Genomic DNA, 22,806 nt, shown 5'->3' on the forward strand with positions numbered 1-22,806 from the left:
TCCCGCTGATCGCCCTAGGACGACGATGTCTCGACGGACAGGTGCCCGGCGCCACCTCGGCTCCATACGCATCTCCCTGGTGCTCCTGGCCCTGGTGCCGAGCGTCACCCTCGCCGCGATGTGGGGCGTGACGACCATCCAGATGTTCTCGGAGGGGCGCACGCTGCGCGAGCAGACCGAGCTGAGCCGGTCGACCGGCGCGATGGGCACCCACGCGACCCTGGCACTGCAGCGGGAGCGCAGCATGTCGGCCGCCTGGCTGGCGTCGCCCAAGGGCTCCCGGGCCGCCCTGGAGGCACAGCGCGAGGAGACCGACGAGGCGGTCGGCCGGCTGGTCGCGCAGGCGGACGCCATCGGCGAGGCGCCCGCCCGCATCTCCGAGCGGCTGTACTCGGTGCTGGGCTCGGTCGGCAGTCTGGAGTACTACCGGGACCAGGTGGACGACCCCACCGACATCACCCCCCAGCAGGCGCTGGACCAGTACTCCTCGATCGTCGACGACCAGATCCACGCCTTCCAGGCGCTGTCCCAGGTGGACGACGGCGACCTCACCTCGCAGGCCGGGCCGCTGGTGGGGTTGGAGCACGCGGCGGAGCTGGTGTCGCGGGAGGACGCGCAGCTCACCCTGGCGTGGCCGTCCGGGCACATGGACGACGAGGCGTGGTCCCGGTTCACCGAGCTGGTCCACACCCGGCGCTGGCTGGTGCAGGACCAGGTGCTGCCGCAGCTGACCGGCAGCGCCAAGGCGCAGACCGAGCGGATCATGGCGGGGCCGCACTGGCGGGCCCTGGAGTCGGTCGAGGACCGCGTGCTGGCGGCCCGCAACTCCTCCGCCGCGCGCGACCGGATCGCGCTGCCCGACGAGCGGCAGCGGTGGGACGCCGCCATGGACCGGCTGTCCGAGCAGTACGCGTCCCTCATCGAGCAGCAGACGACGGGCCTGCTCCAGCGCAGCGCCGACCGGGCGGACGCGCTGCTGCTCAAGGCCGCGCTGCTCAGTGCCGGCGGGCTGATCGCCATGCTGCTGTGCGTCGGCATGTCCTGGCGAATCACCCGCTCGCTGTCGCGGCGGCTGCGCGGCCTGCGCCGGGCCGCCGTCAGCCTCGCGCAGGAACGGCTGCCCGACGTGGTCGCCCGGCTGGAGCGGGGCGAGACGGTGGACGTGGAGTCGGCGACGCCTGCGCTGGACTACGGCCACGACGAACTCGGCCAGGTGGCGCGGGCGTTCCACACCGCCCAGCGCACGGCCGTGCACACGGCGGTCGAACTGGCCGACACCCGGCGGGGCTTCCAGAAGGTCATCCTGGGCATCGCCCGGCAGAGCCAGAACCTGGTCAACCTCCAGCTGAGCAAGCTCGACACCCTGGAACGCCGGCACACCGACCCCGAGATCCTCCAGGGCCTGTACGAACTGGACTCCACCGCGAGCCAGTTGCGCCGCTACGAGGAGAACCTCGTCATCGTCAGCGGTGAACGGCCGGGCCGCAGCTGGACCGAGCCCGTGGCGCTGATCGACATCCTGCGCAGCGCGATCGGCGAGGTCGCCGAGTACCAGCGGGTGGAGGTGCACACCGAGGAGGAGGTGTGCGTGGCGCCGCCCGCGGTGGCCGACGTCATCCATCTGCTGGCCGAGCTCATCGACAACGCGACCGCCTACTCCCCCGCCCCGAGCCCGGTCACGGTCCGGGCCGCCATGGTGGCCAAGGGACTGGCCGTGGAGGTCGAGGACCGCGGGCTCGGCATGTCGGAGGAGGACTACGCCTCCTTCAACGAACAGCTGGCGGTGCCGCCGCAGTTCGACGTCGTCGCGCTCGCCGACGACCTGCGCCTGGGCATGTTCGTCATCGCCCAGCTGGCCCACCGGCACGGCATCACCGTCACCCTGCGCTCCTCTCCGTACGGCGGGACCACGGGCATCGTGCTGGTCCCGCACGAGATCGTGGTGCGCGGGACGGACGACGACGCGCCCGTGGCCGGGCCGGCCGGGAGCGCGGCCGGTGCGCAGGGCCCGGCGGAGCGGCCCGGCGCCGACGGCGCGGGTGACGCCCCCGCGGACGACGGGGCCCCCGCGGCCGGCGGCGGGACGGACGCGGAGCGGCCCGCGGCGGCACGGCAGGCCGACCGCTCCGCCGGTCCCGCACGGGCGCGGGAGCCCCGGCCCCTCGTCGCGGCCCGCACGGCGCCGTCCGTGGCGTCCGCCGCCCGCGAGGTCGTCCCCCGCACCGACGGTCTCGCACCGCTGCCCCGCCGCGTGCCCCAGACCAGCCTGGTGGAGGAGCTGCGCGAGGACGCCGCGCCCGCCCCCGGGGACGACTCCCCCGACGACTTCACCGCCGAGGCGGCCGCCTCCTCCCTGGCCGGCTTCCAGCGCGGCACCCTCCGCGCCCGGGACGGCGGCGACGAGCCGTCGTCCGCCGGGGAGGAGGCCGCACCACCCCGGCAGGCCGCCCCCGGCCCCGTTCCCTCGACTCCGCCCGCCGACCGCTGACGAAGGACACCGCAATGACACGCCCCATCCCCGCCACGCACACCCAGCTCGACCAGCTGCTGACCGGACTCGTGGAGCGGGTCGCCGACGTGAACCAGGCCGTGGTGCTCTCCGAGGACGGCCTGGTGGTCAGCAAGTCCACCGGTTTCTTGCGCGACGACGCCGAACGGCTCGCGGCGACCGCGTCGGGGCTGATGAGCCTCAGCAAGGGCGTCAGCATGGACTTCCGGGGCGGCCCGGTGCGCCAGGCGCTGATCGAGATGGCCAACAGCTACCTGATCCTGACCTCCGCCGGGCCCGGCGCCCACCTGGTGGTCCTGACGGGCCCCGGCGCCGACGTGGGTGTGGTGGCCTACCAGATGAACATGCTGGTGAAGAAGATCGGCGAGCACCTCAGTGCGGCACCGCGCGGCACCGCCGGGCCCGCGACCGATCCCGGCGTGTGAGGTGGGCGAGGGCGATCCGGCGGGCCGGCTGGTCAGACCGTTCACCCTGACCGGTGGCCGGACGCGGCCCAGCCGCGGCGACTTCACGCTCATCTCGACGGTCACCGCGGTCGATCCCCCGCCTGCCGCGGCGGTCCGCTGCCAGCCCGAGCACCTGCGGATCCTCCGGCTGTGCGCCGAGCCGGTCGCCGTGGCCGAGGTCGCGGCCCGGCTGGACCTGCCGGTGAGCGTGGTCGTGATCCTGCTCTGCGACCTGCTGGAGGCGGGCCGGATCACCGTCCGCCCGCCGCGGCTCGTCACCCGCACCACACCGGACCTGGACCTGCTGCAGAAAGTGAGGGACGGCCTTGGCCGGCTCTGACGTCGTCACCGACGCCTCCGCACCCGACACGGTCAAGATCCTCATCGCCGGGGGCTTCGGCGTCGGCAAGACGACCCTGGTCGGATCGGTCAGCGAGATCGCCCCGCTGCGCACCGAGGAACCCCTGACCATGGCCGGTCTCGGGGTCGACGACCTGGACGGCATCGAGGAGAAGCGGGCCACCACGGTGGCCCTGGACTTCGGCCGCATCACCATCAGCCGGGACCTGGTGCTGTACCTGTTCGGCACGCCGGGCCAGCAGCGCTTCTGGTTCATGTGGAACGACCTGGCCCTCGGCGCGCTCGGCGCCGTGGTGCTGGTCGACGTCCGCCGCCCGGAGTCGAGTTTCGCCGCGATCGACTTCTTCGAGCGCCGGGGCATCCCGTTCGTCGTCGCCGTCAACGGCTTCTTCGGCGAACATCCCTATCCGCCCGAGGACATCCGGGAGGCCCTCGCGCTGCCGGAGCACGTGCAGGTGCTGCTGTGCGACGCGCGGGACAGGGAGTCGTGCCGGGACGTGCTGATCGCCCTGATCGACCAGCTGATCGCGTCGGCGGTGCGGGCGTAGGGCTGCTCGCCGCCGGTGGTGGGCACCCCGGGCGGTCCGCGCCGCCCGGGTGCTCACGTCCGGTCCGTCAGCTCAGCCCCGCCGACTTCAGCCACGCCTTCGCGACGTCGAGCGGGTCCTTCTTCTCCAGCTGGACCTGGGCGTCGAGGTCCCGGAGCGTCTCGGTGTCCAGCTTCGCGGAGACCGCGTCGAGCACGTCGGCGCCCTCCTTCGGCAGTCCGCTCCGGTTGACCAGCGGCGTCACGTTCGCGAAGCCGAAGAGGTTCTCCGGGTCCTTCAGGACGACGAACTTCTCCTTCACGATGGCCGGGTCCGTGGTGAAGACGTCGGCCGCCTGCACGGTGTTGCGGGTCAGTGCCGCCTGGGTGAGCGGTCCGCCCGCGTCGAGCGCCTTGAAGGACTTGAACTCCAGCCCGTACGCGGACTTCAGGCCCTTCAGGCCCTGGTGCCGGGTCTGGAACTCGGGCGAGCCGCCGATCACCAGGTCGGGGGCCGCGTCCTTGAGGTCGGCGAGGGTGGAGGAGGAGGTCAGCTGGTACTTCTTCGCCGTCTCTGCGTTGACGGTGACCGAGTCCTTGTCCTCGGCCGGCGAGGACTTCAGCAGCGTCAGCTTCTTGTCCAGCTTGGCCTTGACGGCCTCGTTCACGGCGTCCGCCGACTTCTGCTCGGCCTTGGGGTCGAGGTAGGCGAGCAGCGAGCCGTTGTACTCGGGGAGCACGGTGACGGAGCCGTTCTTCATCAGCCCGTAGGTGGTCTCGCGGCTGCCGATGTTGTGCTTGTACTCGACCTTGATGCCCTTGGCCTTGAGCGCCTCGCCGTAGAGGTCGGCGAGCAGGGTGGACTCGGCGAAGTTGTTGGAGCCGACGACGACGGTGCCCTTCTCGGCCTTCTCGCCCGCCAGCGGGTCGTCGGAGGTGTCACCGGACGAACAGCCGGCGAGCAGTGCCGCCGCGGCGAGCGCGACGGCCGCCGCACCGGTGTTCCTCGTCCTGGACCTGCTGTTGCGCACGGTGGAAGTCATCCGTCGATCCAATCCAGCGGCCTCACGATCAGTCAAGGTCGCCCTCGTCACGGTTTTCCTACGAAATCGGTGGGGAATTCAGCGCCTGCGCACACCGGGCGACACGGCCAGGCGGCCCGCCGCCCAGAAGAGCGCCAGCGTGACGAGGGCCAGGACGGCGACCAGTGTGGCGCCGCCGACCACCTTCTCGTAGTCGCGCTGGTAGAGCCCGTCGACGATGTACCGGCCGAGGCCGCCGAGGCTGACGTACGCGGCGATGGTGGCGGTGGAGACGATCTGGATGGCCGCGGAGCGCAGGCCGCTCAGGATCAGCGGCAGGGCGACGGGCAGTTCGACCTGGAACAGGATCCGCGACTCCCGCATGCCCATCCCGCGGGCGGCGTCCACGGGGGACGGGTCGACGGTGCGCACCGCCTCGTAGGTGGTCACCAGGATCGGCGGGACGGCCAGCACGACCAGCGGGATCATCACCGGCAGCAGACCGAAGCCCATCACGATGACGATGAGCACCAGCAGGCCGAAGCTGGGCAGCGCGCGGGCCGCGGTGGCGATGAGGGCCAGGGCGTTGCCGCCGCGTCCGGTGTGCCCGGTCAGCAGTCCGACGGGCAGGCCGATGGCGGCGGCGAGGGCGAGGGCGAGCAGCGAGTACTGGACGTGTTCGAGCAGGCGCTGGGGGATGCCGTCGTAGCCGTGCCAGTGGGCGCTGTCGCCGAAGAAGGCCTGGACGAAGGTGAGGACGTTCACCGGGCGGCCTCCTGTGCGGCCGGGACGGCCGCCCCGCGGGTGCCGGCCACACGGCGGTCGCGCCGGGCGTTCGGCATCCAGGGGGTGAGCAGGACGCGCAGCAGGACCAGCAGCGCGTCGCACAGGATGGCCAGGACGGCCGTGGTGAGCACGGAGTTGACGGCCAGCTCGGGGCGGTCGTACTTCTGCGCGTCGGCGAGCAGGTTGCCGAGGGCGCCCTGGTTGCCGATGAGGGTGCCCACGCTGACCAGGGAGATGCTGGAGACGGTGGCGACCCGGAGCCCGGCGATGATGGCGGGCACGGCGATCGGCAACTGCACCTGCGCGTAGCGGCGTACGGGACCGAAGCCCATGGCGGTGGCGGCGGCCAGGGTCTCCTGCGGGACCGAGCGGACCCCGTCGACGATGGCCGGGACGAGCACCACGAGGCTGTAGACGGCCAGCGGGATCATCACGGTCAGTTCGGTCTGGCCGGTGTAGTCGATGAGGACGACGAAGAAGGCCAGGGACGGCACCGCGTAGAGGACGGTGGTGACGCCGAGGACGGGCGGGTACAGCCAGCGGAAGCGGACGCAGAGCTGGGCGAGCGGCAGGGCCAGCAGCAGGCCGGCGAGGACCGGCAGCAGGGCCTCGCGCAGGTGCAGCCCGACCAGGCCGAGCCAGCTGTGCTGGAGGTCGCTGGGGATGTCGAAGAAGCCGTTCACGAGGCGACCTCGGCCACCTCGGCGGCGTGGGCGCTGCGGATGGCCTCGCCGATGGTCTGCTGCGAGACCACCCCGGTCACGCGCCCGGTGCCGTCCACGGCGACGGCGTGGCCGGCCGGGGAGAGCACCGCGCAGTCGAGGGCGACGCGCAGCGAGTCGGTGCCGGGCAGGAACGGCCGCCCGGGCGGGAGGAGCCGGTCGGCCCGGATGTCACCGGCTGTCAGATCGCGCCGCTCGCCCCAGCCGAGGGGGCGGCCGTCGGCGTCGGTGACCAGGAGCCAGGGGGCGTCGGGGGCGGTGATCTGCGCGGCGGTGGCGTCGAGCGGGATCACCGGGCCGGTGCTCAGCGCGAGGTGCGCGGAGGGGAAGAACGACAGGCGCCGGATGCCGCGGTCGGCGCCGAGGAAGTCCTCGACGAAGGCGTCGGCGGGGTTCGACAGCAGCTCGGCGGGCGGTGCGTACTGGGCGAGGCGGCCGCCCTCGCGCAGCACGGCGACCGTCGTGCCGAGTTTGATCGCCTCGTCGATGTCATGGGTGACGAAGACGATGGTCTTGCCCAACTCGTCCTGGATGCGGAGCAGTTCGTCCTGGAGTCCCTTGCGGACCACCGGGTCGACGGCCGAGAACGGCTCGTCCATCAGCAGGACGGGCGGGTCGGCGGCCAGCGCCCGGGCCACGCCCACGCGCTGCTGCTGACCGCCGGAGAGCTGGTACGGGTAGCGCCCGGCGAGGGCGGGGTCGAGCCCCACGCGCTCCATGAGTTCACCGGCCCGCGCCCGGGCCTTCTGCTTGCCCCAGCCGAGCATGCGCGGCACGGTCGCGATGTTGTCGGCGATCGTGCGGTGCTGGAAGAGGCCGGCGTTCTGGATGACGTACCCCATGGACCGGCGCAGGGCGGTGACGGGGCGGCGCTGGATGTCCTCGCCATCGAGGAGGATCGTTCCCTCGCTCGGTTCGACCATCCTGTTGATCATGCGCAGGGTGGTGGTCTTGCCGCAGCCGGACGGACCGACGAGGACGGTGATCGAGCGGTCGGGTATCTCCAGGGACAGGCGGTCGACGGCCACCGTGCCGTCGGGGTACCGCTTGGTGACTGATTCCATCCGTATCAAGACGCCGGGGCCCTTCGGGTTGGCGGACGCTGCTGGCCGTGGTCGTGCGGGCTGTTGTCCGGTGCGAGTCTAGAGGGCGCACGTCACGGGGTTGCGGGGGCCGCTTCCCGCACCGGCAGGCGGACGGTGAACACCGTCGTCCCGGGCTCGCTCGTGACCTCGATCCGGCCGCCGTGGGCGCGCACCAGGGAGCGGGCGACCGCGAGGCCGAGGCCGCTGCCGCCGCGGTCGCGGCTGCGGGCCTTGTCGACGCGGTAGAAGCGGTCGAAGACCCGGGCCCGGTCCTCCGGCGGGATGCCCGGGCCGGTGTCGGCGACCCGTACCTCGGCCGCGCCGGGCACGAGGCGCACCTCCACCGACACCCGCGTCCCCGCCGGGGTGTGCACGGCGGCGTTGGCCAGCAGGTTGTCCAGCACCTGGCGGATGCGCAGCGGGTCCATCCGCAGCCGTACCGGGCCCGGCCCGGCCGACACGGTCAGGGGGTGCCCGGGGCGGCCGGCGCGGAAGGCCTCGGCGGCCTGGCCCACCAGGTCGGTCAGGTCGGCGTCCTCCAGGCGCAGGGGCGTGTCCACCTCGGCCGCGTCCAGCCGGGCGAGCAGCAGCAGGTCGTCGAGCAGGACGCCCATGCGGGCCGCCTCGGCGCGCAGCCGGGCCAGGTGCCGGTCGCGTTCGGCGGGGGCGTTGGCGGCCGCGTACTGGAAGAGGTCGGCGTAGCCGCGCACCGACATCAGCGGGGTGCGCAGTTCGTGCGAGGCGTCGGCGACGAACCGGCGCAGCCGCTGCTCGGCCTCGGCGCGCACGGCGAGGGAGTCGTCGATGTGCTCCAGCATCGTGTTGAAGGCGGTGCGCAGTTCGTCCACCTCCGGCCCGCCGTCGCGGCCGTCGGCGCGCAGCGGCAGCCGGGCCGCCGACTCGGTCAGGTCGTGCGAGGCGATGCCGTGCGCGGTGGTCGCCATGTCGCTGAGCGGCTTCAGGCCCCGGCGCAGCATGCGGCGGCCGAGGACGACCAGGGCGAGCAGCGCGAGGGCGAAGGTGACGACCTGGATGGTGATCAACTGCCCGACGGTGTCCTGGATCTCGTCCATGGGGGCGGCGCTGACCAGGACGACGCCGGGCTCGACCTCGCAGGCGCGCAGCCGGTAGGTGCCGGCGCCCTTCAGGTGCTCGGTGCGCAGCAGTTCGGTGTGGGCGGCGGTCTGCGCCGAGGCCAGGGCGGTGAAGTCGTCGACGTCCTGCGGCAGGTCGACCGGGTCCTCGGGCCGCCGCAGCGCGGGCCTGCCGTCCGACACGTCGTACACGGCGTAGAACCAGCTGTAGTACTTCTTGCCGGTAAGGGTGCCGTGGTCGGCGATGCTCTTGGACTGGGCGATCTGCGCCTGGGCGAGCTGGGTGTCGAGCTGGGCCGACAGGTAGTCGCGCATGTACGTGGTCAAGGCGGTGCCGACGACGGCGAAGACGACCAGGGACAGGGCGCCCAGGCCCAGGGCGAGCCGGGTGCCCAGGCGCATCCTGCGGTAGGTCCGCCTGAGCCGTGCGCTCACTCGGCGGCCTGCCGCAGCACGTAGCCGAAGCCGCGCACGGTGTGGATCAGCGGGGCGGCGCCGTCGCCGGACTCGTCGAGCTTGCGGCGCAGCCGGCTGACGACCAGTTCGACGACGTTGGAGCGGCCGCCGAAGCCGTACTCCCAGACGTGGTCGAGGATCTGCGCCTTGGTGAGCACGGTCGGGGACTTGCGCAGCAGGTAGCGCAGCACCTCGTACTCGGTCGGGGTCAGCGACAGCAGCCTCGCGCCGCGCCGCACCTGGCGGGTGTCCTCGTCCATCGTCAGGTCGCCGACCCGCAGCACGGACCGCTGGAAGGACGGCCCGGCACTGCGCCGCAGCACGGTCCGCAGCCGGGCCATCAGCTCCTCCACCGCGAACGGCTTGACGAGGTAGTCGTCGCCGCCGCGGGTCAGGCCCGCGACCCGGTCGGCGACGCCGTCGCGGGCGGTGAGGAACACCACCGGCACCATCGTGCCGGAGGCCCGCAGCCGGTCCAGGACGCCGAAGCCGTCCACGCCGGGCAGCATCAGGTCGAGCACCACGATGTCGGGGTGGAACTCGGCGGCCCGCCGCAGCGCGTCCTCGCCGGTGTACGCGGCGACCGCCTCCCAGCCCTCGTAGCGGGCGACGGTCGCGACGAGGTCGGCGATCGGCGGGTCGTCGTCGACGACGAGAAGTCGTACTTTCTCCACGCCCCCATACTGCGGCACGGTTCCCGGACCGCCACAGCCGCCCGGCGCCCGCCCCCGGGATCGATAACCACTTGAAAGACGGGCGACAGCTTCCCGACAGCTCCCCCGCGCCAAGCTCGGTGTACCCAGGACCCGATCAAGGAGCTGCCGACGGTGACCACCCTCCGACAACCCCCCGTGGCGGCCCGGCCGGTGATCCGCCCCCGCGTGGTGGGACGCGCCGGCCTGTACGCGGTGCTGCTGGCCAACGCCGTCGTGGTGGCGGTGTTCTTCGTCCAGGCCGGATTCGCCTCGAACGCGCTGCTCGTGCTGGGCCGGCTGACCGGCCTGTACGCGTCCCTGCTCATGGCGTTCCAGCTGCTGCTGGTGGCCCGGCTGCCCTGGTTCGACCGGCGGATCGGCATGGACCGGCTGACGTCCTGGCACCGCTGGACGGGCTTCACGGTGCTGTGGCTGCTGCTCGCGCACGCGGTGTTCGTCGTCCTCGGCTACGCCGCGTCCTCGTCCCTGGACCCGGTGAACCAGCTCGTGGACCTCGCCGAGACGGTCGAGGGCGTCCTGCGGGCGATCGTCGCGCTGGCGCTGCTCCTGGTGGTCGGCGCGGTCTCGGCCCGGTACGCCCGGCGCCGGCTGGCCTACGAGACCTGGCACTTCGTCCACCTGTACACCTACGTCGCGGTGGTGCTGGCGTTCACCCACCAGGTCGCGGCGGGGACGACGTTCGCCTCGTCCCCGGCGGCCACGGCGTACTGGTACGCCCTGTGGGGCGCGGCTCTGGCCTCGGTGGGTGCGGGCCGCTTGGTGCTGCCGGTGTGGCGCAACCTGCGGCACCGGCTGCGCGTGACGGCCGTCGTCCCCGAGAACGACGACGTGGTGTCGGTCTACGTCACCGGCCGTGATCTGGACCGGCTGCCCGCGCGGGCCGGGCAGTTCTTCCTGTGGCGGTTCCTGACCCGGGACCGCTGGTGGCAGGCGAACCCGTTCTCCCTGTCCGCCGCGCCGGACGGCCGCACGCTCCGGCTGACCGTGAAGCGGGCCGGCCGGGGCAGCGCGGCCCTGCGGCACCTCCGGCCGGGCACACGCGTCTTCGCCGAGGGCCCCTACGGCGCGTTCACCACCCTGCACCGCACCCGCCCGGACGCGGTGCTGATCGCCGGGGGCGTGGGGGTGACGCCGATCCGGGCCCTGCTGGAGGAGCTGGACGGGCACGCGGTGGTGATCTACCGGGTCGCCACGGACCGGGACGCGGTCCTGCGCGGCGAACTGAGCGAGCTGGCGCGGGCCCGGGGCGCCGAGCTGCACGTGGTGACCGGCCCGCCGGTGCCCGACCGGCTGGCGCCCGGCGAACTGGCCCGGCTGGCACCCGACATCGCCGACCGGGACGTCTACCTGTGCGGCCCGCCCCCGATGACGAGCGCGGTGCTCGGCTCCCTGCGCGCGCTGGGCGTGCCCCGGCCGCAGATCCACTTCGAACGCTTCAGCCTGGCCGGATGACGAGGAGACCGTCGTGAAACGAGCCGTGCCCGTCCTCGTCCTCAGCGTCGCGGGCCTGGTCCCCGTCTGGCGCTACACCCCGTCGCCGGGCACCGGTTCGCCGCCGGCCGCCGCCCAGGCCCCGGCGTCCACGCCCTCGGTGTCCTCATCGGGCGGCGGGTCCACGGTCGTCGCCGGTCCCACGGTGGACACCGAGAAGGGGCCGGTGCAGGTGGAGGTGACCTTCGAGGGCGACGCGATCGCCTCGGTGCGGATGCTGCGGCAGCCGGACCACCCGCAGACCACGGCCGCGGTGCCGCGGCTGATCGAGGAGACGCTGCGGGAGCAGAGCGCCGACGTCGACACGGTGTCCGGGGCGACGGTCACCAGCGACGGCTACCGGGAGTCCCTCCAGGCCGCCCTCGACGCGAGGGGCTGACCCGTGCGGCGCGTGGAGCACGTCATGGGGTTCCCGGTGTCGGTCCGCGTCGACGACCCGGGGTTCCCCGCGGGCCCGGTGGAGGAGCTGTTCGCGTGGCTGCGCGAGACGGACGCGCGGTTCAGCCCGTTCCGGCCGGACAGTGAGGTGTCCCGGCTGGACCGGGGCGAACTCCGCGTGGTCAGCCCGGAGTTGCGGGAGGTGCTGGACCTGTGCGAGGAGTACCGGCTGGCCACCGGGGGCGCCTTCGACGCCCGGCCGCCGGGGCGGGGTCTCGACCCGTGCGCCGTGGTGAAGGGCTGGTCGGTGCAGCGCGGAGCGGAGGTGCTGCGCGCCGCCGGCGCCCGCCGCTTCTGCCTCAACGCGGGCGGTGACGTCGTCGTCGCCGGCGGTCCCTGGCGCGTCGGCGTGCGCCATCCCGAGGACGCCGGCCTGCTGTGCGCGGTCGTGGACCTCACCGACGGCGCGGTCGCGACCTCCGCGCGCTACGAACGCGGGGACCACATCCTCGACGGGCGCACCGGCCGTCCGGCGACCGGGCTGCTCGCCGTGACCGTCGCGGCCCCGACCCTGACCGAGGCCGACGCGGTGGCGACGGCGGCGTTCGCGCTCGGGGCCGAGGGCGCCCGGTGGGCGGCGTCCCGGGAGCACTGCGAGGTGTTCGCGGTCGAGGAGGGCGGACGGGTGCTGCGCAGCCCGGGCTTCCCGGTGGCGGACGCCGGGGTGCCGGTCCGACGGTCCGCGCGGCGGGCGCGGCACGCCCGGGAAGCGGAGTCGGTCCGTCACCCACTCGCACCCCATCCGCAGCGGTTAACCTCGTAACTCACCGAAGGTGAACGGGGGTTGCCCATGGTGAACAGCGACCGCACGCCGCCGGTCTGTCCGGGAGGGCACGACGGGACGCCGGACACCGGTGCCGGCGTCCACCTCCAGAACCAGCTCGAGATCCTCATCCAGGACTTCCGCACGAGCACCGAGCCGCCCATGCCGGTCTTCGTCGTCCACGCGCAGGACGCCGCCGACGACGAGGCGGTGGCCGCGCTGGTGCGGCAGCTGCACACGGGCCAGGGGGCGCACGGCACGCGCTGCGCGGTCGCGCAGGACGCCTACGAGGGCGGCACGGAGGTGCGCCGGGCCGCGGCCATGGTGCGCGCGCTGAGCGACCCGAAGAAGTGGGGCGGCCCGAAGTCGGTCTACCGGCGCTACGCCTTCCCGCGGCTGCGGCTGGTGCACGCCGTCGAGGACGCGGTCACCGCGCTCGGCGACCAGTGGCCGGCGCCCGCCCCGGACAGCCCGGGGGCCGGCCAGGACCAGCGGCAGCTGCTGCTCGACCAGCTGGCCGAGCAGCGCTGGCGGCCGCGGAACACCGCGCGCTGGCGCTCGGGCCTGCCGCTGGTCGACATGGCGCACATCTTCCCGGCCAGCCTGGTCACCGTGCTCGCCGCGCTCCTGGCGCGCAGCGAGTGGTACGTCGCCGTCGGTGCCGGTCTGGTGTTCCTGCTGCTGCTGACGGTCCTCAACTACGTGCTGCCCGGCCGGGCGCCGATCTTCCTGTGGCTGCGCCGGGAGAGCCGCTGGTTCATGACGACGACCTTCCTCAGGGCGGCGGACCAGGACCAGCCCACCGAGGCCTCGCTGCTGCGGCCGGTGCGCTCCTGGAAGGCGATCGCCGCCCGGGCCCACGGTGTGGCCGAGGCGCTGAAGTCGGGCGGCGACTTCCACCTCCAGCTGTGCGTGCTGGCGCTGCGGGAGGACCTGCGCGACAACCACCGCAGGTGGAGCTGGGACCTGCGCGGCTTCAAACGGCCGCGTCCGCCGGTGCTGTTCCTGCCGCGGGCGGACGACCGCAACGGCGGCATCGAGCTGATCCGCGCGATCAGCGACGTGCGCAGCCGGCGCAGTGAACTGGACCCGCTGCTCGTGGTCGCCGCCGTGCGCGCGGACGACGTGCCCCGGCTGGAGCGCAGTGTGGTCCGCACGCCGCCCGCGCCGGCCGCCGAGCCGCCCAAGTTCGGCGACCGGCTGCGCACCTGGTACCGGGAGTGGGCGCACAATCTGCGGGCCGAGCAGTCGCCCAGCCGGGAGCGGTCCGTGCTGCCCTGGGTGATGAAGATCCCGCTGCCGCACGACCAGCTCGGCCCCGTCGAGGAGGGCCGCCCCCACCGGCGGGCCTCGGCCCGGCCGACGTTCGCCCGGCTGGTGTGGGCGCTGCACACCCTGGTCCTGGTGGTCGCCCTGCTGACCGCGGGCACCGTGATGCGGGCCGACGCCCTGCACGACCGGTACTGCTCGGCGTCGGTGCTGACCGCCAACCGGGACACCAGACGGGCCCAGACCCCCGGCGGGTCCACGGAGTGCATCGGCATCGCCACAGGTGACGTCCGCTTCGCCGACTGGCTGCCCGCCCCCGTCTCCGGGGACGACGACGCCGCCCTCACCGCCGGCGGCGGCCGCCCGTGGACGGTGGCCGAACTGGAGGACCGCATAGCCCGGCAGAACGCCGGTGTGCTGGCCCGCCACGGCGGCGCGTACGTCACCGTCGTCTACGCCGGGCCGCTCAGCGCCGACACCGACTCCGGGTCCTCCCTCGTGAAGGGCGCCGAGGAACTGGCCGGGGTGTACCTGGCGCAGGCGGTGGTGAACGAGAACTCCAGCGTCAAGCTGCGGGTGCTGATCGCCAACGGCGGGCTGGACCTGGGCCACCAGGAGGAGATGGCCGAGGCGATCGCCGCGTACGCCGCGCACGACCCCACCGTGGTGGGGGTGGTGGGCACCGGCCGGGACCTGAAGTCCAGCCGGGCGACGACACAGACCCTGATGCGGGCCGGGCTTCCGGTGGTCTCCGGCACCAACTCCGCGACGTATCTGCCGCGCGAGTTCGCCAACTGGTTCAGCCTGGCCGCCACCGACGAGTGGCAGACCCGGCAACTCGGCCTGATAGCCGCACAGTTGCGCACTCCGGACCGGCGGCAGTACGCCCTGGTCCTCGCCCGGGACACGACCCGCACCGACGACCTGTACACCGACGAGCAGGCCCGCTACGGCCGGCGCATGCTCCAGCGGCAGGGCTTCACCCTGCACCCCGAGCGCCGCTACAACCTCAGCGGCGGCAAGCCGGAACTGCGCTCGCACGCGCAGGAGATCTGCCGGAGCGGCCGGGTGCCGTCGGTCATCTACTTCGCGGGCCGGGTGGAGGACGTCGACCCGCTGATGACGCAGCTGGGCACCGAACCGGGCTGTGCGGGCAAGCCGCTGGCGATCCTGACCGGCGACGACCTGTCCAAGGCGGACTTCGCGGGCGGCGGCCAGTCCGTCGCGCCGGACGTCACGCTGTACCACGCGGCCCTGGCCGAACTGGAGCAGGCCGCCACCAGGACGGCCTTCTACCTGGACGCGGCCGAGCACCTGCCCGGCCTGCGGGGCCACCGGCTGCGCCACGACAGTCCCGCCCTGGCCAGCGGCCAGACCGCCCTCGCCCACGACGCGACCCGCGCCCTGTTCTGGGCGGCCACCCGGGGCGACCGGCCGCAGAGCCGCGCCTCGACCTGGGTGAACCTGCGCAGCGTCAAGATCGAGGGCATGGCGACCGGCACCATCGACTTCACCGGCGCCGCGCTGTACGGCGACCGCACCGGGCACAGCATCGTCCTCAAGGCGGTGCGCCGCGCGGACGACGGCACCACCGACACCGTCGTGCTGTGCCGGCGCACCGCCGGGGACACCCGGCGCCTCACCGAGCGGGAGTGCCGACTGCGGTGAGGCGCCCGGGCTCAGCCCTCCTGAGGCTCCAGCCGCAGCGCGATGCTGTTGATGCAGTACCGCTGGTCGGTGGGCGTGGGGTACCCCTCGCCCTCGAAGACGTGCCCGAGGTGCGAGCCACAGCGCGCGCACCGCACCTCGGTGCGCACCATGCCGTGCGAGCGGTCCGCGATCAGCTCCACGGCGTCGGTGTCCTTCGGGTCGAAGAAGGACGGCCAGCCGCAGTGCGACTCGAACTTGGTGTCCGAGGTGAACAGCTCCGCACCGCAGGCGCGGCAGGAGTAGACGCCCCGGGTCTTGGTGTCGGTGTACTCACCGGTGAAGGCGGGCTCGGTGGCCGCCTGCCGCAGTACCGCGTACTCGCCCGGGGACAGTTCCGCGCGCCACTGCTCGTCCGGCTTCTGAACGTCGTACGGCATGAGCCTCCAGCCCCTCGGTTCTACAGACGGTCCAGGATCAGCGGGCCGAGGTCGGTGACGTCGCCCGCTCCCATGGTGAGAACGAGATCACCGGGCTTCGCCATTCCCGCGACGACCGACGGGACGTCGGCCTTGTCGTGCAGCGGCGTCACGTCGGCGCCCGCCGCCCGGGCCGCCTCGATGATCAGCTCGCTGGTCACCCCGGGGATCGGGTCCTCGCGGGCCGGGTAGATGTCCAGCACCACGGAGGCGTCCGCGAGGGCCAGCGACTGCCCCATCTCCTTGCCGAGCTCCTGGGTGCGGGAGAACAGGTGGGGCTGGAAGACGACCAGGATCCGGGCGTCGCCCGCCGCGGCGCGCATCGCCTCCAGGTCGGCCGTCATCTCGGTGGGGTGGTGCGCGTAGGAGTCGATCACCTGCACGCCCCCGGCCTCGCCCTTGAGCTGCAAGCGGCGCTTGACCCCCGTGTACGCACCGATCGCCCCGGCCAGCCCGGCGGCCGGGATGCCCAGCGCCACGCCCGCGGCCAGGGCCGCGACCGCGTTGTGCGCGTAGTGCCGCCCGGGGACGGAGACGGTGAAGGTCAGCCGCTCGCCGTCCAGGTCGACGGTGACCTCGCTCTTCAGGCCCTGCGGCACGACGGACAGGATCCGCACCGCGGCGTCCTCGGACTCGCCGTAGGTCACCACCCGCACACCGCGGCCGGCGACCCGCCGGGTCAGCTCGCGGGCGCCCTCGTGGTCGGCGGCGATCACCAGGGTGCCGCCCTCGGTGATCCGGTCCACGAACGTCTCGAAGGAGGCGTAGATCTCGTCCATCGACGCGTAGTTGGCGTGGTGGTCGAGCTCGACGTTGAGGACGATCGCCACCTCGGGCGCGTACTTGTGGAAGCTGCGGTCCGACTCGTCGGCCTCGGCGACGAAGATCTCGCCCTCGCCGTGCAGGGCGTTGGAGCCGGGCGCGTCCAGGTCGCCGCCGATCGCGTACGAGGGCCTCAGGCCCAGCTCGCTCAGCGACACGGCCAGCATCGAGGTGGTGGTGGTCTTGCCGTGCGTGCCCGCGACGGCGATCGGCCGCAGCCCGTCCATCAGCGCGGCGAGCGCGTCGGAGCGGTGCACGACGGGAATGCCCAGCTCGGCGGCGCGGGCCAGCTCGGGGTTGTCCGGCCGGATCGCCGAGGACACGACCACGCAGCTGGCGTCGTCGGCCAGGTGCGCGGCGGCGTGCCCGATGTGCACGGTCACGCCCAGCGCCCGCAGCGCCTCGGCCGTGGCCGACTCCTTGGCGTCGCTGCCCGCGACGACGGCCCCGCGCTGGGCGAGGATCTTCGCGATCCCCGACATGCCCGCACCACCGATGCCGATGAAGTGCGGTCGGTCCATGGCGGTGGGAAGGCCGGGTGCCATGCGGTTCTCCAAGTGCGGCGCGACGGTGTGGGCGGCCCCCACCCTATTTCAGCGGCGCCCGGGGCCGCGCCAACCCCGGACCCGGTGCCTTCGGGGCTACGCCTTGCTGTGCGAGAACAGCTTGAGCACGGGCACGCCGACCTTGTGCCGGGCGCGCGAGGCCCAGTCCCGGTGGAAGAACTCCTCCACGTAGTGCGGATCGGTGAGCACGATCACCTCGTCCGCCCCGACCTCGGCGACCAGGGACTTCAGGGCGTCCAACGGATGGTCCTCGATCAGCCGGCCCTGGGCCCGGCTCCCGGAGGCGCGCAGCGCGGCGAGGGACACCTCCAGCGCCCGCTGCCCCACGCTCAGCGCCTCCTCGCCCTCCGGGGTCTCGCCCTCGCGCACGGCCTCGTCCAGTTCGCCGAGCGCCACGTCGTCGATGGCCCGCAGCAGCCGGTCCGCCTGCTCGCCGCGCGGCTGGAGGAGCACCTGGAAGGACACCTCCTCCTCGCCGTGCAAGGTCGTGACGAACTCCACGTCGGCGGACGTCAGGGCCTTCTCGATCATCAAAACGCTTGTGAACACCAGGCGCCCCTTCTGCTCCGGGGGCCTCGGGGCCCCACCTCCTGCGTGGGCCGCGGCGGGCCCTGCGGAAACCATCCTGCCCCGTGATCGCACGGGTACTGCCGGATTCAGTGTGCCCTGCGGAAACCGAACAGAACGGAACATTCCGCTCACACCCGGTCCGGCGGCGGCCCTCTGCGCCGCCCGCGGCCGGACCGGCGGCCGACTCCCGGCCGCCGGCACCTTCTACCCCGGCTTCGGCGGTTCAGTGCGCCGGGAGCCTGCCGTACCGCGTGAAGAGGAAACCGTCCTCCTCCAGCATCGACAGCAGCGCGAAGCGGTGCGGGACCGTGACGGCCGGCCCGCCGGCGATGCGCTGCGCGTCGCCCGCGGTGAGCATCGGCGAGAGGGTCAGGCACAGTTCGTCGAGCACCCCCGCCGCCACCAGCTGGCCCAGCAGTCGCGGACCGCCCTCGGTGAGCAGCCGGGTGTGGCCGAGAGCGGCCAGCGCCCGCACGGCCCGGGCGGGGTCGACACCGATGCCCTCCCCGGCGGTGACCACCCGGGCACCCGCCTTCTCCGCGGCGGCCACGCGGTCCTGCGGGGCCGCGGCACCGGTGAGGACGAGTGTGGGCACCAGCGGGGAGGTGAACAGCGGCAGGGAGAAGTCGAGGTCGAGCCCGGCGGTGACGACCGCGATGGCCGGTGCCGGGCCCTGGCCGGCCGCCTCCCGGGCGGCGGCGAAGTCGGCACGCGCGCGTGCGGGCCGGTACCCCTCCTGGCGCACCGTCTCCGCCCCGACGACCACGACGTCGGCCAGCGCCCGCAGCGTGCCGAAGATCCGCATGTCGGTCGCGCCGGAGATGGGCTGGGAGCGCCCGTCGTGCTGGGCGGCCCCGTCCAGCGTGGACACCATGTTGGCCCGCAGGTACGGCGCCGGCCCCTCGGGGCCCGGCTCGGGGTAGGCGTAGGCGGCGGCCAGTTCGGCCAGGCTCCACTCCCGTCCGCTTCCCCCGCCGGACGCGCCGCCGGGCGCCGGAGCTGCTGTTTCATCGGTCACAGGGAACAGACGTCGCATGCCGTGCAGTGTTCCACGCGCCGTAGCATGGTGAACCGTGTCCTCTTCCCCCGCCGCATCCGGAACCGGCCCCGTGACCGACCCGGCCCCGCTGTCGCTGTGCGCCCGTGAGCCGCACGTACCCGCGGACCGCCTGGTCGCCGAGATGGTGCCGCCGCCCCGGTTCGACTCCGTGCGCTTCAGCACCTACATCCCGGACCCGAACCAGCCCAGCCAGACCGAGGCCGTCGAGGTCCTGGAGCGTTTCGCGGCCGGGCTCGGCGGCGGCTCCGCCCCGGGCAGGCGGCGCCTGTTCGGTTTCGGCAGGGCGGCCAGGCAGGCCCCCTCGGGCCCGCGCGGCGTCTACCTCGACGGCGGCTACGGCGTGGGCAAGACCCACCTGCTCGCCTCCCTGTGGCACGCCACCCCCGCGGAACCCTCGCTGAAGGCGTTCGGCACGTTCGTGGAGCTGACCAACCTGGTCGGCGCGCTCGGCTTCCAGCAGACGGTGCGGACCCTGTCCGGCCACCGCCTGCTGTGCATCGACGAGTTCGAGCTCGACGACCCGGGCGACACGGTGCTGGTGTCCACCCTGCTCGGCAAGCTCGTCGAGGCGGGAGTCGCGCTCGCGGCCACGTCCAACACGCTGCCCGGCAAGCTCGGCGAGGGCCGGTTCGCCGCCGCCGACTTCCTGCGAGAGATCCAGGGCCTGTCGGCGCACTTCCGCGCCCTGCGCATCGACGGCGAGGACTACCGCCACCGCGGGCTGCCCGAGGCACCGCCGCCGTTCTCCGACGAGCAGGTGACCGCCACGGCGCACGCCACCGAGGGCGCCTCCCTCGACGCGTTCCCCGCCCTCCTGGAGCACCTGGCCCGTGTCCACCCCAGCCGTTACGGCGCCCTGACCGACGGGGTGAGGGCGGTCTGCCTCACCGGGGTGCAGCCCGTGCCGGACCAGTCGACGGCGCTCCGGCTCGTCGTCCTCGCGGACCGCCTCTACGACCGCGAGGTGCCCGTGCTGGCGTCGGGGCTGCCGTTCGACCGGCTCTTCAGCGAGGAGATGCTGAAGGGCGGCTACCGCAAGAAGTACTTCAGGGCCATATCCCGGCTCACCGCCCTCGCCCGTGACGCGGGCACCTTGGCCGACTCCGGGTGACCGTCGCCCCAACCGTGCAGCGAAAACCGTGAGGTGGGCGCCGCTTCAGGCCACCCACCCACGATTTTCAGGCTCTCTTCAGCCGGAAACTTTAAGTTAACCCTGCAAACAACTTTGCAGGGTTAATGTTGTTTCTTGACCAGCCGTTGACCAACTGCTGGTGCGTGCCGGGCGTGTGACGCGGTGAAGGGGGGCGCATGTTCCGAGCTACGACGTTTTGGACCATGGTGTCGGTCCTCGCCGCCGCCGCGCTGGCCCTCGTGCTGTTCGCACCCACGGCTTCGTTCGCATCCGCGCACACTCTCGGCGAAGCCCAGGCCAAGGCCGCCCCCGGAGCCACCCCTCCGCACACCTTCCCGGGCCCCGGAAGCACCCCCGCCGGACAGGCCCTGCGGGACGAGACGACCTCGTGCCGCGCAGCACACCCCGGGGACCCGACCGGTCCCCTGCGCACCCGTGCCCGGTCCCACCCCGCCGACCGCGCACCCGCGGCGTCCGGCCGGCCGCTGCCGCCGCACGTCACACCGGCGCCGGCCGAACCGGCCCTCAGCGGCACCGCGCACGCCTCCAGACCCCTCGTGCCGCGCACCCCGGCAGCGCTGCAGGTCTTCCGCTGCTGAGCCGCACAGCGCTCCCCCCACCCTTCGTCATGCCCGTCCGACGCGCCCCCACTGCGCGCCAGGAGGATTCATCACGCCATGCAGCCCCTCATCGACAACGCCCGTACGTTCGGACAGCGCCCTGAGGAGTTCGCCCGCCTCGCCGAGGGCCAGTCCCCCGACGTCCTGTTCATCACCTGCTCCGACTCCAGGGTCGTGCCGGCCCTGATCACGGGCGCCCGTCCCGGCGAGCTCTTCGAGCTGCGCACCGCGGGCAACGTCGTCCCCCCACACACCCTCGGCCACCCCACCGCGGAGGCCGCCACCATCGAGTACGCCGTCGACGTGCTCGGCGTCTCGGACATCGTCGTCTGCGGCCACTCGCACTGCGGCGCCGTGGGCGCCGTGGTGCGCGGCGACGACCTCGACGCGGTCCCGGCGGTGCGCGCCTGGCTCGCGCACTCCACCGGCCGGCCCGACTGCGCCGACCCGGCCGACCCGACGGTCGCCGAGGCCGTGCAGAACCACGTCCTCACCCAGGTGCTGCGGCTGCGCTCCTACCCGTGCGTCGAACGGGGGCTGGCCGAGGGCCGGCTCCGGCTGCACGGCTGGTACTACGAGGTCCACACCGGCGTGGTGCGGGAGCACCGCGCGGATTACGACACGTTCGAGACGCTCTGAGGAGGCCGGTGACCATGATGTCCGTCATGTCGAAGTTCCCTCATCTGAGGCAGGACTTCCTCGCCTCCATCGTCGTCTTCCTGGTCGCGGTGCCGCTCTGTGTCGGGGTGGCGGTCGCCTCCGGCGTCCCCGCCGAGCTCGGTCTCGTCACCGGCATCGTGGGCGGGATCGTCACCGGGCTGCTGCCCGGCAGCAGCCTCCAGGTGTCCGGGCCCGCCGCCGGTCTCACCGTGCTGGTCTTCCAGGCCGTCACCGAGTTCGGCGTGGCCACGCTCGGGGTGATCGTGCTGCTCGCCGGGCTGCTCCAGCTCGCCATGGGATTCCTCGGCATAGGCCGCTGGTTCCGGGCGATCTCCGTCTCGGTCGTCGAGGGCATGCTCTGCGGCATCGGACTGGTGATCATCGCCGGCCAGATCTACGCGGCGGCGGGCCTGAAGGCCCCGGAGTCCGGACTCGGCAAGATCGCAGGTCTGCCCGGGGCGTTCATCGACGTGTTCGGCAGCACCGAGGCCCTGGCCTCCCTCGCGATCGGTGCGGGCACCATCGCCGTCATCGTGCTGTGGAAGAAGGTGCCCAAGGCCGTCCGGACGGTACCCGGCGCCCTCGCCGCGGTCGTCCTGGCCACGGTCGTCACGCTCGCCTTCGGGCTGCCCGTCGCCACCGTCCGGGTGGAGGGTCTGCTCGGGGTGGTCCAGCCGCCCGGGGCGGAGGCCTTCGGCGAACTGGCGAGCCCGGCGATCTGGGGCACGATCATCGCGTTCGCGCTGATCGCCTCGGCGGAGAGCCTGTTCAGCGCGGCGGCCGTGGACCGGCTGCACAACGGTCCGCGCACCGAGTACAACAAGGAGATGGTCGCCCAGGGCGCGGGCAACACCCTGTGCGGTCTGCTCGGCGCACTGCCGATGACCGCGGTCATCGTGCGCAGCTCCGCCAACGTGAGCGCGGGCGCCCGGACCAAGGCGTCCCGGGTGCTGCACGGCGTGTGGCTGCTGCTGTTCGCCGCCGCCATGCCGTGGGCCCTGGCACTGATCCCGATCCCCGCGCTGGCCGGCATCCTCGTGCACGCCGGCTGGAAGCTGATCCCGTTCCGCCAGATCAGGGCGCTGTGGGGGGCTCACAAGGGTGAGGCGCTGATCCTGGTGATCACGGCCGTGTCGATCGTCGCGGTGAACATGTTCGAGGGGGTGCTCATCGGTCTGGCCCTGTCGGTCGTCAAGACCGCCTGGGACGCCTCGCACGTCAAGCTCGACATCATCGACAAGGGCGCCGGGCCGATCCAGGTGTACCTGTCGGGCAACGCGACATTCCTGCGGCTGCCGAAGATCCTGGACAGCCTGGAGTCCCTCCCGCAGGACCGCCCCGTCGAGCTGGACCTCTCGGGCCTGCACCACCTGGACCACGCCTGCCGCACGGCCCTGGAGAGCTGGGCCGCCCGGCACAGCACCGCGGGCACCGAGCCGGTGAAGGTCACGCAGGGCGAACCGGCCGTGTCCCCGGCGCAGGAGGTCACCCCGGCCTAGCCGGCCCCCTCCCCGGCCCGGGGTGCGCGCGGCGGCCTCCGCGCGCACCCCGGGCCGTCCCGCGTCCG

The 22,806-nt window shown here is 73.3% G+C and carries 22 protein-coding genes; 12 read left to right on the plus strand and 10 right to left on the minus strand.

Annotation, left to right across the window (positions count from 1 at the left end):
- Positions 1–25: 25 nt before the first annotated feature.
- From ACH4C6_RS18820 to ACH4C6_RS18835, 4 genes are read left to right on the plus strand one after another with little or no spacing between them, the layout of a single operon-like run.
- A complete protein-coding gene (locus ACH4C6_RS18820; protein ID WP_398109689.1) occupies positions 26–2,488 on the plus strand; it encodes a nitrate- and nitrite sensing domain-containing protein in 2,463 nt (820 codons plus the stop codon).
- A 14-nt stretch (positions 2,489–2,502) separates the two neighbouring features.
- Positions 2,503–2,934 carry a roadblock/LC7 domain-containing protein gene (locus ACH4C6_RS18825; RefSeq protein WP_333934841.1) on the plus strand — a complete coding sequence of 144 codons (432 nt, stop codon included), beginning with the start codon at positions 2,503–2,505 and terminating at the stop codon, positions 2,932–2,934.
- 1 nt (position 2,935) lies between these two features.
- Complete coding sequence (locus ACH4C6_RS18830; protein WP_398109690.1) at positions 2,936–3,295, plus strand: DUF742 domain-containing protein; 360 nt, start codon at positions 2,936–2,938, stop codon at positions 3,293–3,295.
- Positions 3,282–3,863, plus strand: coding sequence for a GTP-binding protein (locus tag ACH4C6_RS18835; RefSeq protein WP_398109691.1), 582 nt, complete (start codon positions 3,282–3,284; stop codon positions 3,861–3,863). The genes ACH4C6_RS18830 and ACH4C6_RS18835 overlap by 14 nt, the downstream gene beginning before the upstream one ends.
- 67 nt (positions 3,864–3,930) lie before the next feature.
- Here ACH4C6_RS18835 and ACH4C6_RS18840 read toward each other — a convergent pair whose 3' ends face one another.
- The 6 genes from ACH4C6_RS18840 to ACH4C6_RS18865 all read right to left on the minus strand — a co-directional run bounded on the left by ACH4C6_RS18840 (position 3,931) and on the right by ACH4C6_RS18865 (position 9,680).
- Complete coding sequence (locus ACH4C6_RS18840) at positions 3,931–4,884, minus strand: ABC transporter substrate-binding protein (protein WP_398109692.1); 954 nt, start codon at positions 4,882–4,884, stop codon at positions 3,931–3,933.
- A gap of 78 nt (positions 4,885–4,962) precedes the next feature.
- Positions 4,963–5,628 carry an ABC transporter permease gene (locus tag ACH4C6_RS18845; protein WP_398109693.1) on the minus strand — a complete coding sequence of 222 codons (666 nt, stop codon included), beginning with the start codon at positions 5,626–5,628 and terminating at the stop codon, positions 4,963–4,965.
- The gene (locus ACH4C6_RS18850) at positions 5,625–6,332 is read right to left on the minus strand and encodes an ABC transporter permease (RefSeq protein WP_398109694.1); all 708 of its coding nucleotides are present in this window, start codon (positions 6,330–6,332) and stop codon (positions 5,625–5,627) included. The genes ACH4C6_RS18845 and ACH4C6_RS18850 overlap by 4 nt, the downstream gene beginning before the upstream one ends.
- Positions 6,329–7,444: an ABC transporter ATP-binding protein gene (locus ACH4C6_RS18855; RefSeq protein ID WP_398109695.1), complete on the minus strand. Its 1,116-nt coding sequence runs from the start codon at positions 7,442–7,444 to the stop codon at positions 6,329–6,331. The genes ACH4C6_RS18850 and ACH4C6_RS18855 overlap by 4 nt, the downstream gene beginning before the upstream one ends.
- Before the next feature lie 83 nt (positions 7,445–7,527).
- Entirely contained in the window at positions 7,528–8,985 is a 1,458-nt protein-coding gene (locus ACH4C6_RS18860) for a sensor histidine kinase (protein ID WP_398109696.1), read from the minus strand.
- Positions 8,982–9,680: a response regulator transcription factor gene (locus ACH4C6_RS18865; protein ID WP_398109697.1), complete on the minus strand. Its 699-nt coding sequence runs from the start codon at positions 9,678–9,680 to the stop codon at positions 8,982–8,984. Before ACH4C6_RS18865 ends, ACH4C6_RS18860 begins: the two co-directional genes overlap by 4 nt.
- A 207-nt stretch (positions 9,681–9,887) precedes the next feature.
- On the opposite strand from ACH4C6_RS18865, the gene ACH4C6_RS18870 reads away from it, so the two are divergent.
- From ACH4C6_RS18870 to ACH4C6_RS18885, 4 genes are read left to right on the plus strand one after another with little or no spacing between them, the layout of a single operon-like run.
- The gene (locus ACH4C6_RS18870) at positions 9,888–11,174 is read left to right on the plus strand and encodes a ferric reductase-like transmembrane domain-containing protein (RefSeq protein WP_398109933.1); all 1,287 of its coding nucleotides are present in this window, start codon (positions 9,888–9,890) and stop codon (positions 11,172–11,174) included.
- A 13-nt stretch (positions 11,175–11,187) separates the two neighbouring features.
- The gene (locus ACH4C6_RS18875; RefSeq protein WP_398109698.1) at positions 11,188–11,592 is read left to right on the plus strand and encodes an FMN-binding protein; all 405 of its coding nucleotides are present in this window, start codon (positions 11,188–11,190) and stop codon (positions 11,590–11,592) included.
- A gap of 3 nt (positions 11,593–11,595) precedes the next feature.
- On the plus strand, positions 11,596–12,414 hold the full coding sequence (locus ACH4C6_RS18880; RefSeq protein WP_398109699.1) for an FAD:protein FMN transferase: 819 nt from the start codon (positions 11,596–11,598) through the stop codon (positions 12,412–12,414).
- A gap of 27 nt (positions 12,415–12,441) precedes the next feature.
- Positions 12,442–15,351, plus strand: coding sequence for an ABC transporter substrate-binding protein (locus ACH4C6_RS18885; RefSeq protein ID WP_398109700.1), 2,910 nt, complete (start codon positions 12,442–12,444; stop codon positions 15,349–15,351).
- An 11-nt stretch (positions 15,352–15,362) separates the two neighbouring features.
- Here the strand turns inward: ACH4C6_RS18885 and msrB are convergent, their stop codons facing one another.
- From msrB to ACH4C6_RS18905, 4 genes are all read right to left on the minus strand, one after another.
- Complete coding sequence (msrB, locus tag ACH4C6_RS18890; RefSeq protein ID WP_398109701.1) at positions 15,363–15,770, minus strand: peptide-methionine (R)-S-oxide reductase MsrB; 408 nt, start codon at positions 15,768–15,770, stop codon at positions 15,363–15,365.
- Positions 15,771–15,790: 20 nt separating this feature from the next.
- Positions 15,791–17,176 carry a UDP-N-acetylmuramate--L-alanine ligase gene (murC, locus tag ACH4C6_RS18895; RefSeq protein ID WP_398109702.1) on the minus strand — a complete coding sequence of 462 codons (1,386 nt, stop codon included), beginning with the start codon at positions 17,174–17,176 and terminating at the stop codon, positions 15,791–15,793.
- Between the two features lie 96 nt (positions 17,177–17,272).
- A complete protein-coding gene (locus ACH4C6_RS18900; protein ID WP_398109703.1) occupies positions 17,273–17,746 on the minus strand; it encodes an indole-3-glycerol phosphate synthase in 474 nt (157 codons plus the stop codon).
- 244 nt (positions 17,747–17,990) lie between these two features.
- Complete coding sequence (locus ACH4C6_RS18905) at positions 17,991–18,803, minus strand: pyrimidine reductase family protein (protein WP_398109704.1); 813 nt, start codon at positions 18,801–18,803, stop codon at positions 17,991–17,993.
- A gap of 37 nt (positions 18,804–18,840) precedes the next feature.
- Here ACH4C6_RS18905 and zapE point away from each other — a divergent pair, with 37 nt between their 5' ends.
- From zapE to ACH4C6_RS18925, 4 genes are all read left to right on the plus strand, one after another.
- On the plus strand, positions 18,841–19,938 hold the full coding sequence (gene zapE / locus ACH4C6_RS18910; protein ID WP_398109705.1) for a cell division protein ZapE: 1,098 nt from the start codon (positions 18,841–18,843) through the stop codon (positions 19,936–19,938).
- A 197-nt stretch (positions 19,939–20,135) separates the two neighbouring features.
- Entirely contained in the window at positions 20,136–20,558 is a 423-nt protein-coding gene (locus ACH4C6_RS18915; RefSeq protein ID WP_398109706.1) for a hypothetical protein, read from the plus strand.
- 78 nt (positions 20,559–20,636) lie between these two features.
- Complete coding sequence (locus ACH4C6_RS18920) at positions 20,637–21,218, plus strand: carbonic anhydrase (RefSeq protein ID WP_398109707.1); 582 nt, start codon at positions 20,637–20,639, stop codon at positions 21,216–21,218.
- A gap of 26 nt (positions 21,219–21,244) precedes the next feature.
- Positions 21,245–22,738, plus strand: a complete 1,494-nt coding sequence (locus tag ACH4C6_RS18925; protein WP_398109708.1) for a SulP family inorganic anion transporter — start codon at positions 21,245–21,247, stop codon at positions 22,736–22,738.
- Positions 22,739–22,806: the final 68 nt, after the last annotated feature.

Source organism: Streptomyces sp. NPDC017943 (genome assembly GCF_044328425.1).
GTDB classification, from domain to species: domain Bacteria; phylum Actinomycetota; class Actinomycetes; order Streptomycetales; family Streptomycetaceae; genus Streptomyces; species Streptomyces djakartensis_A.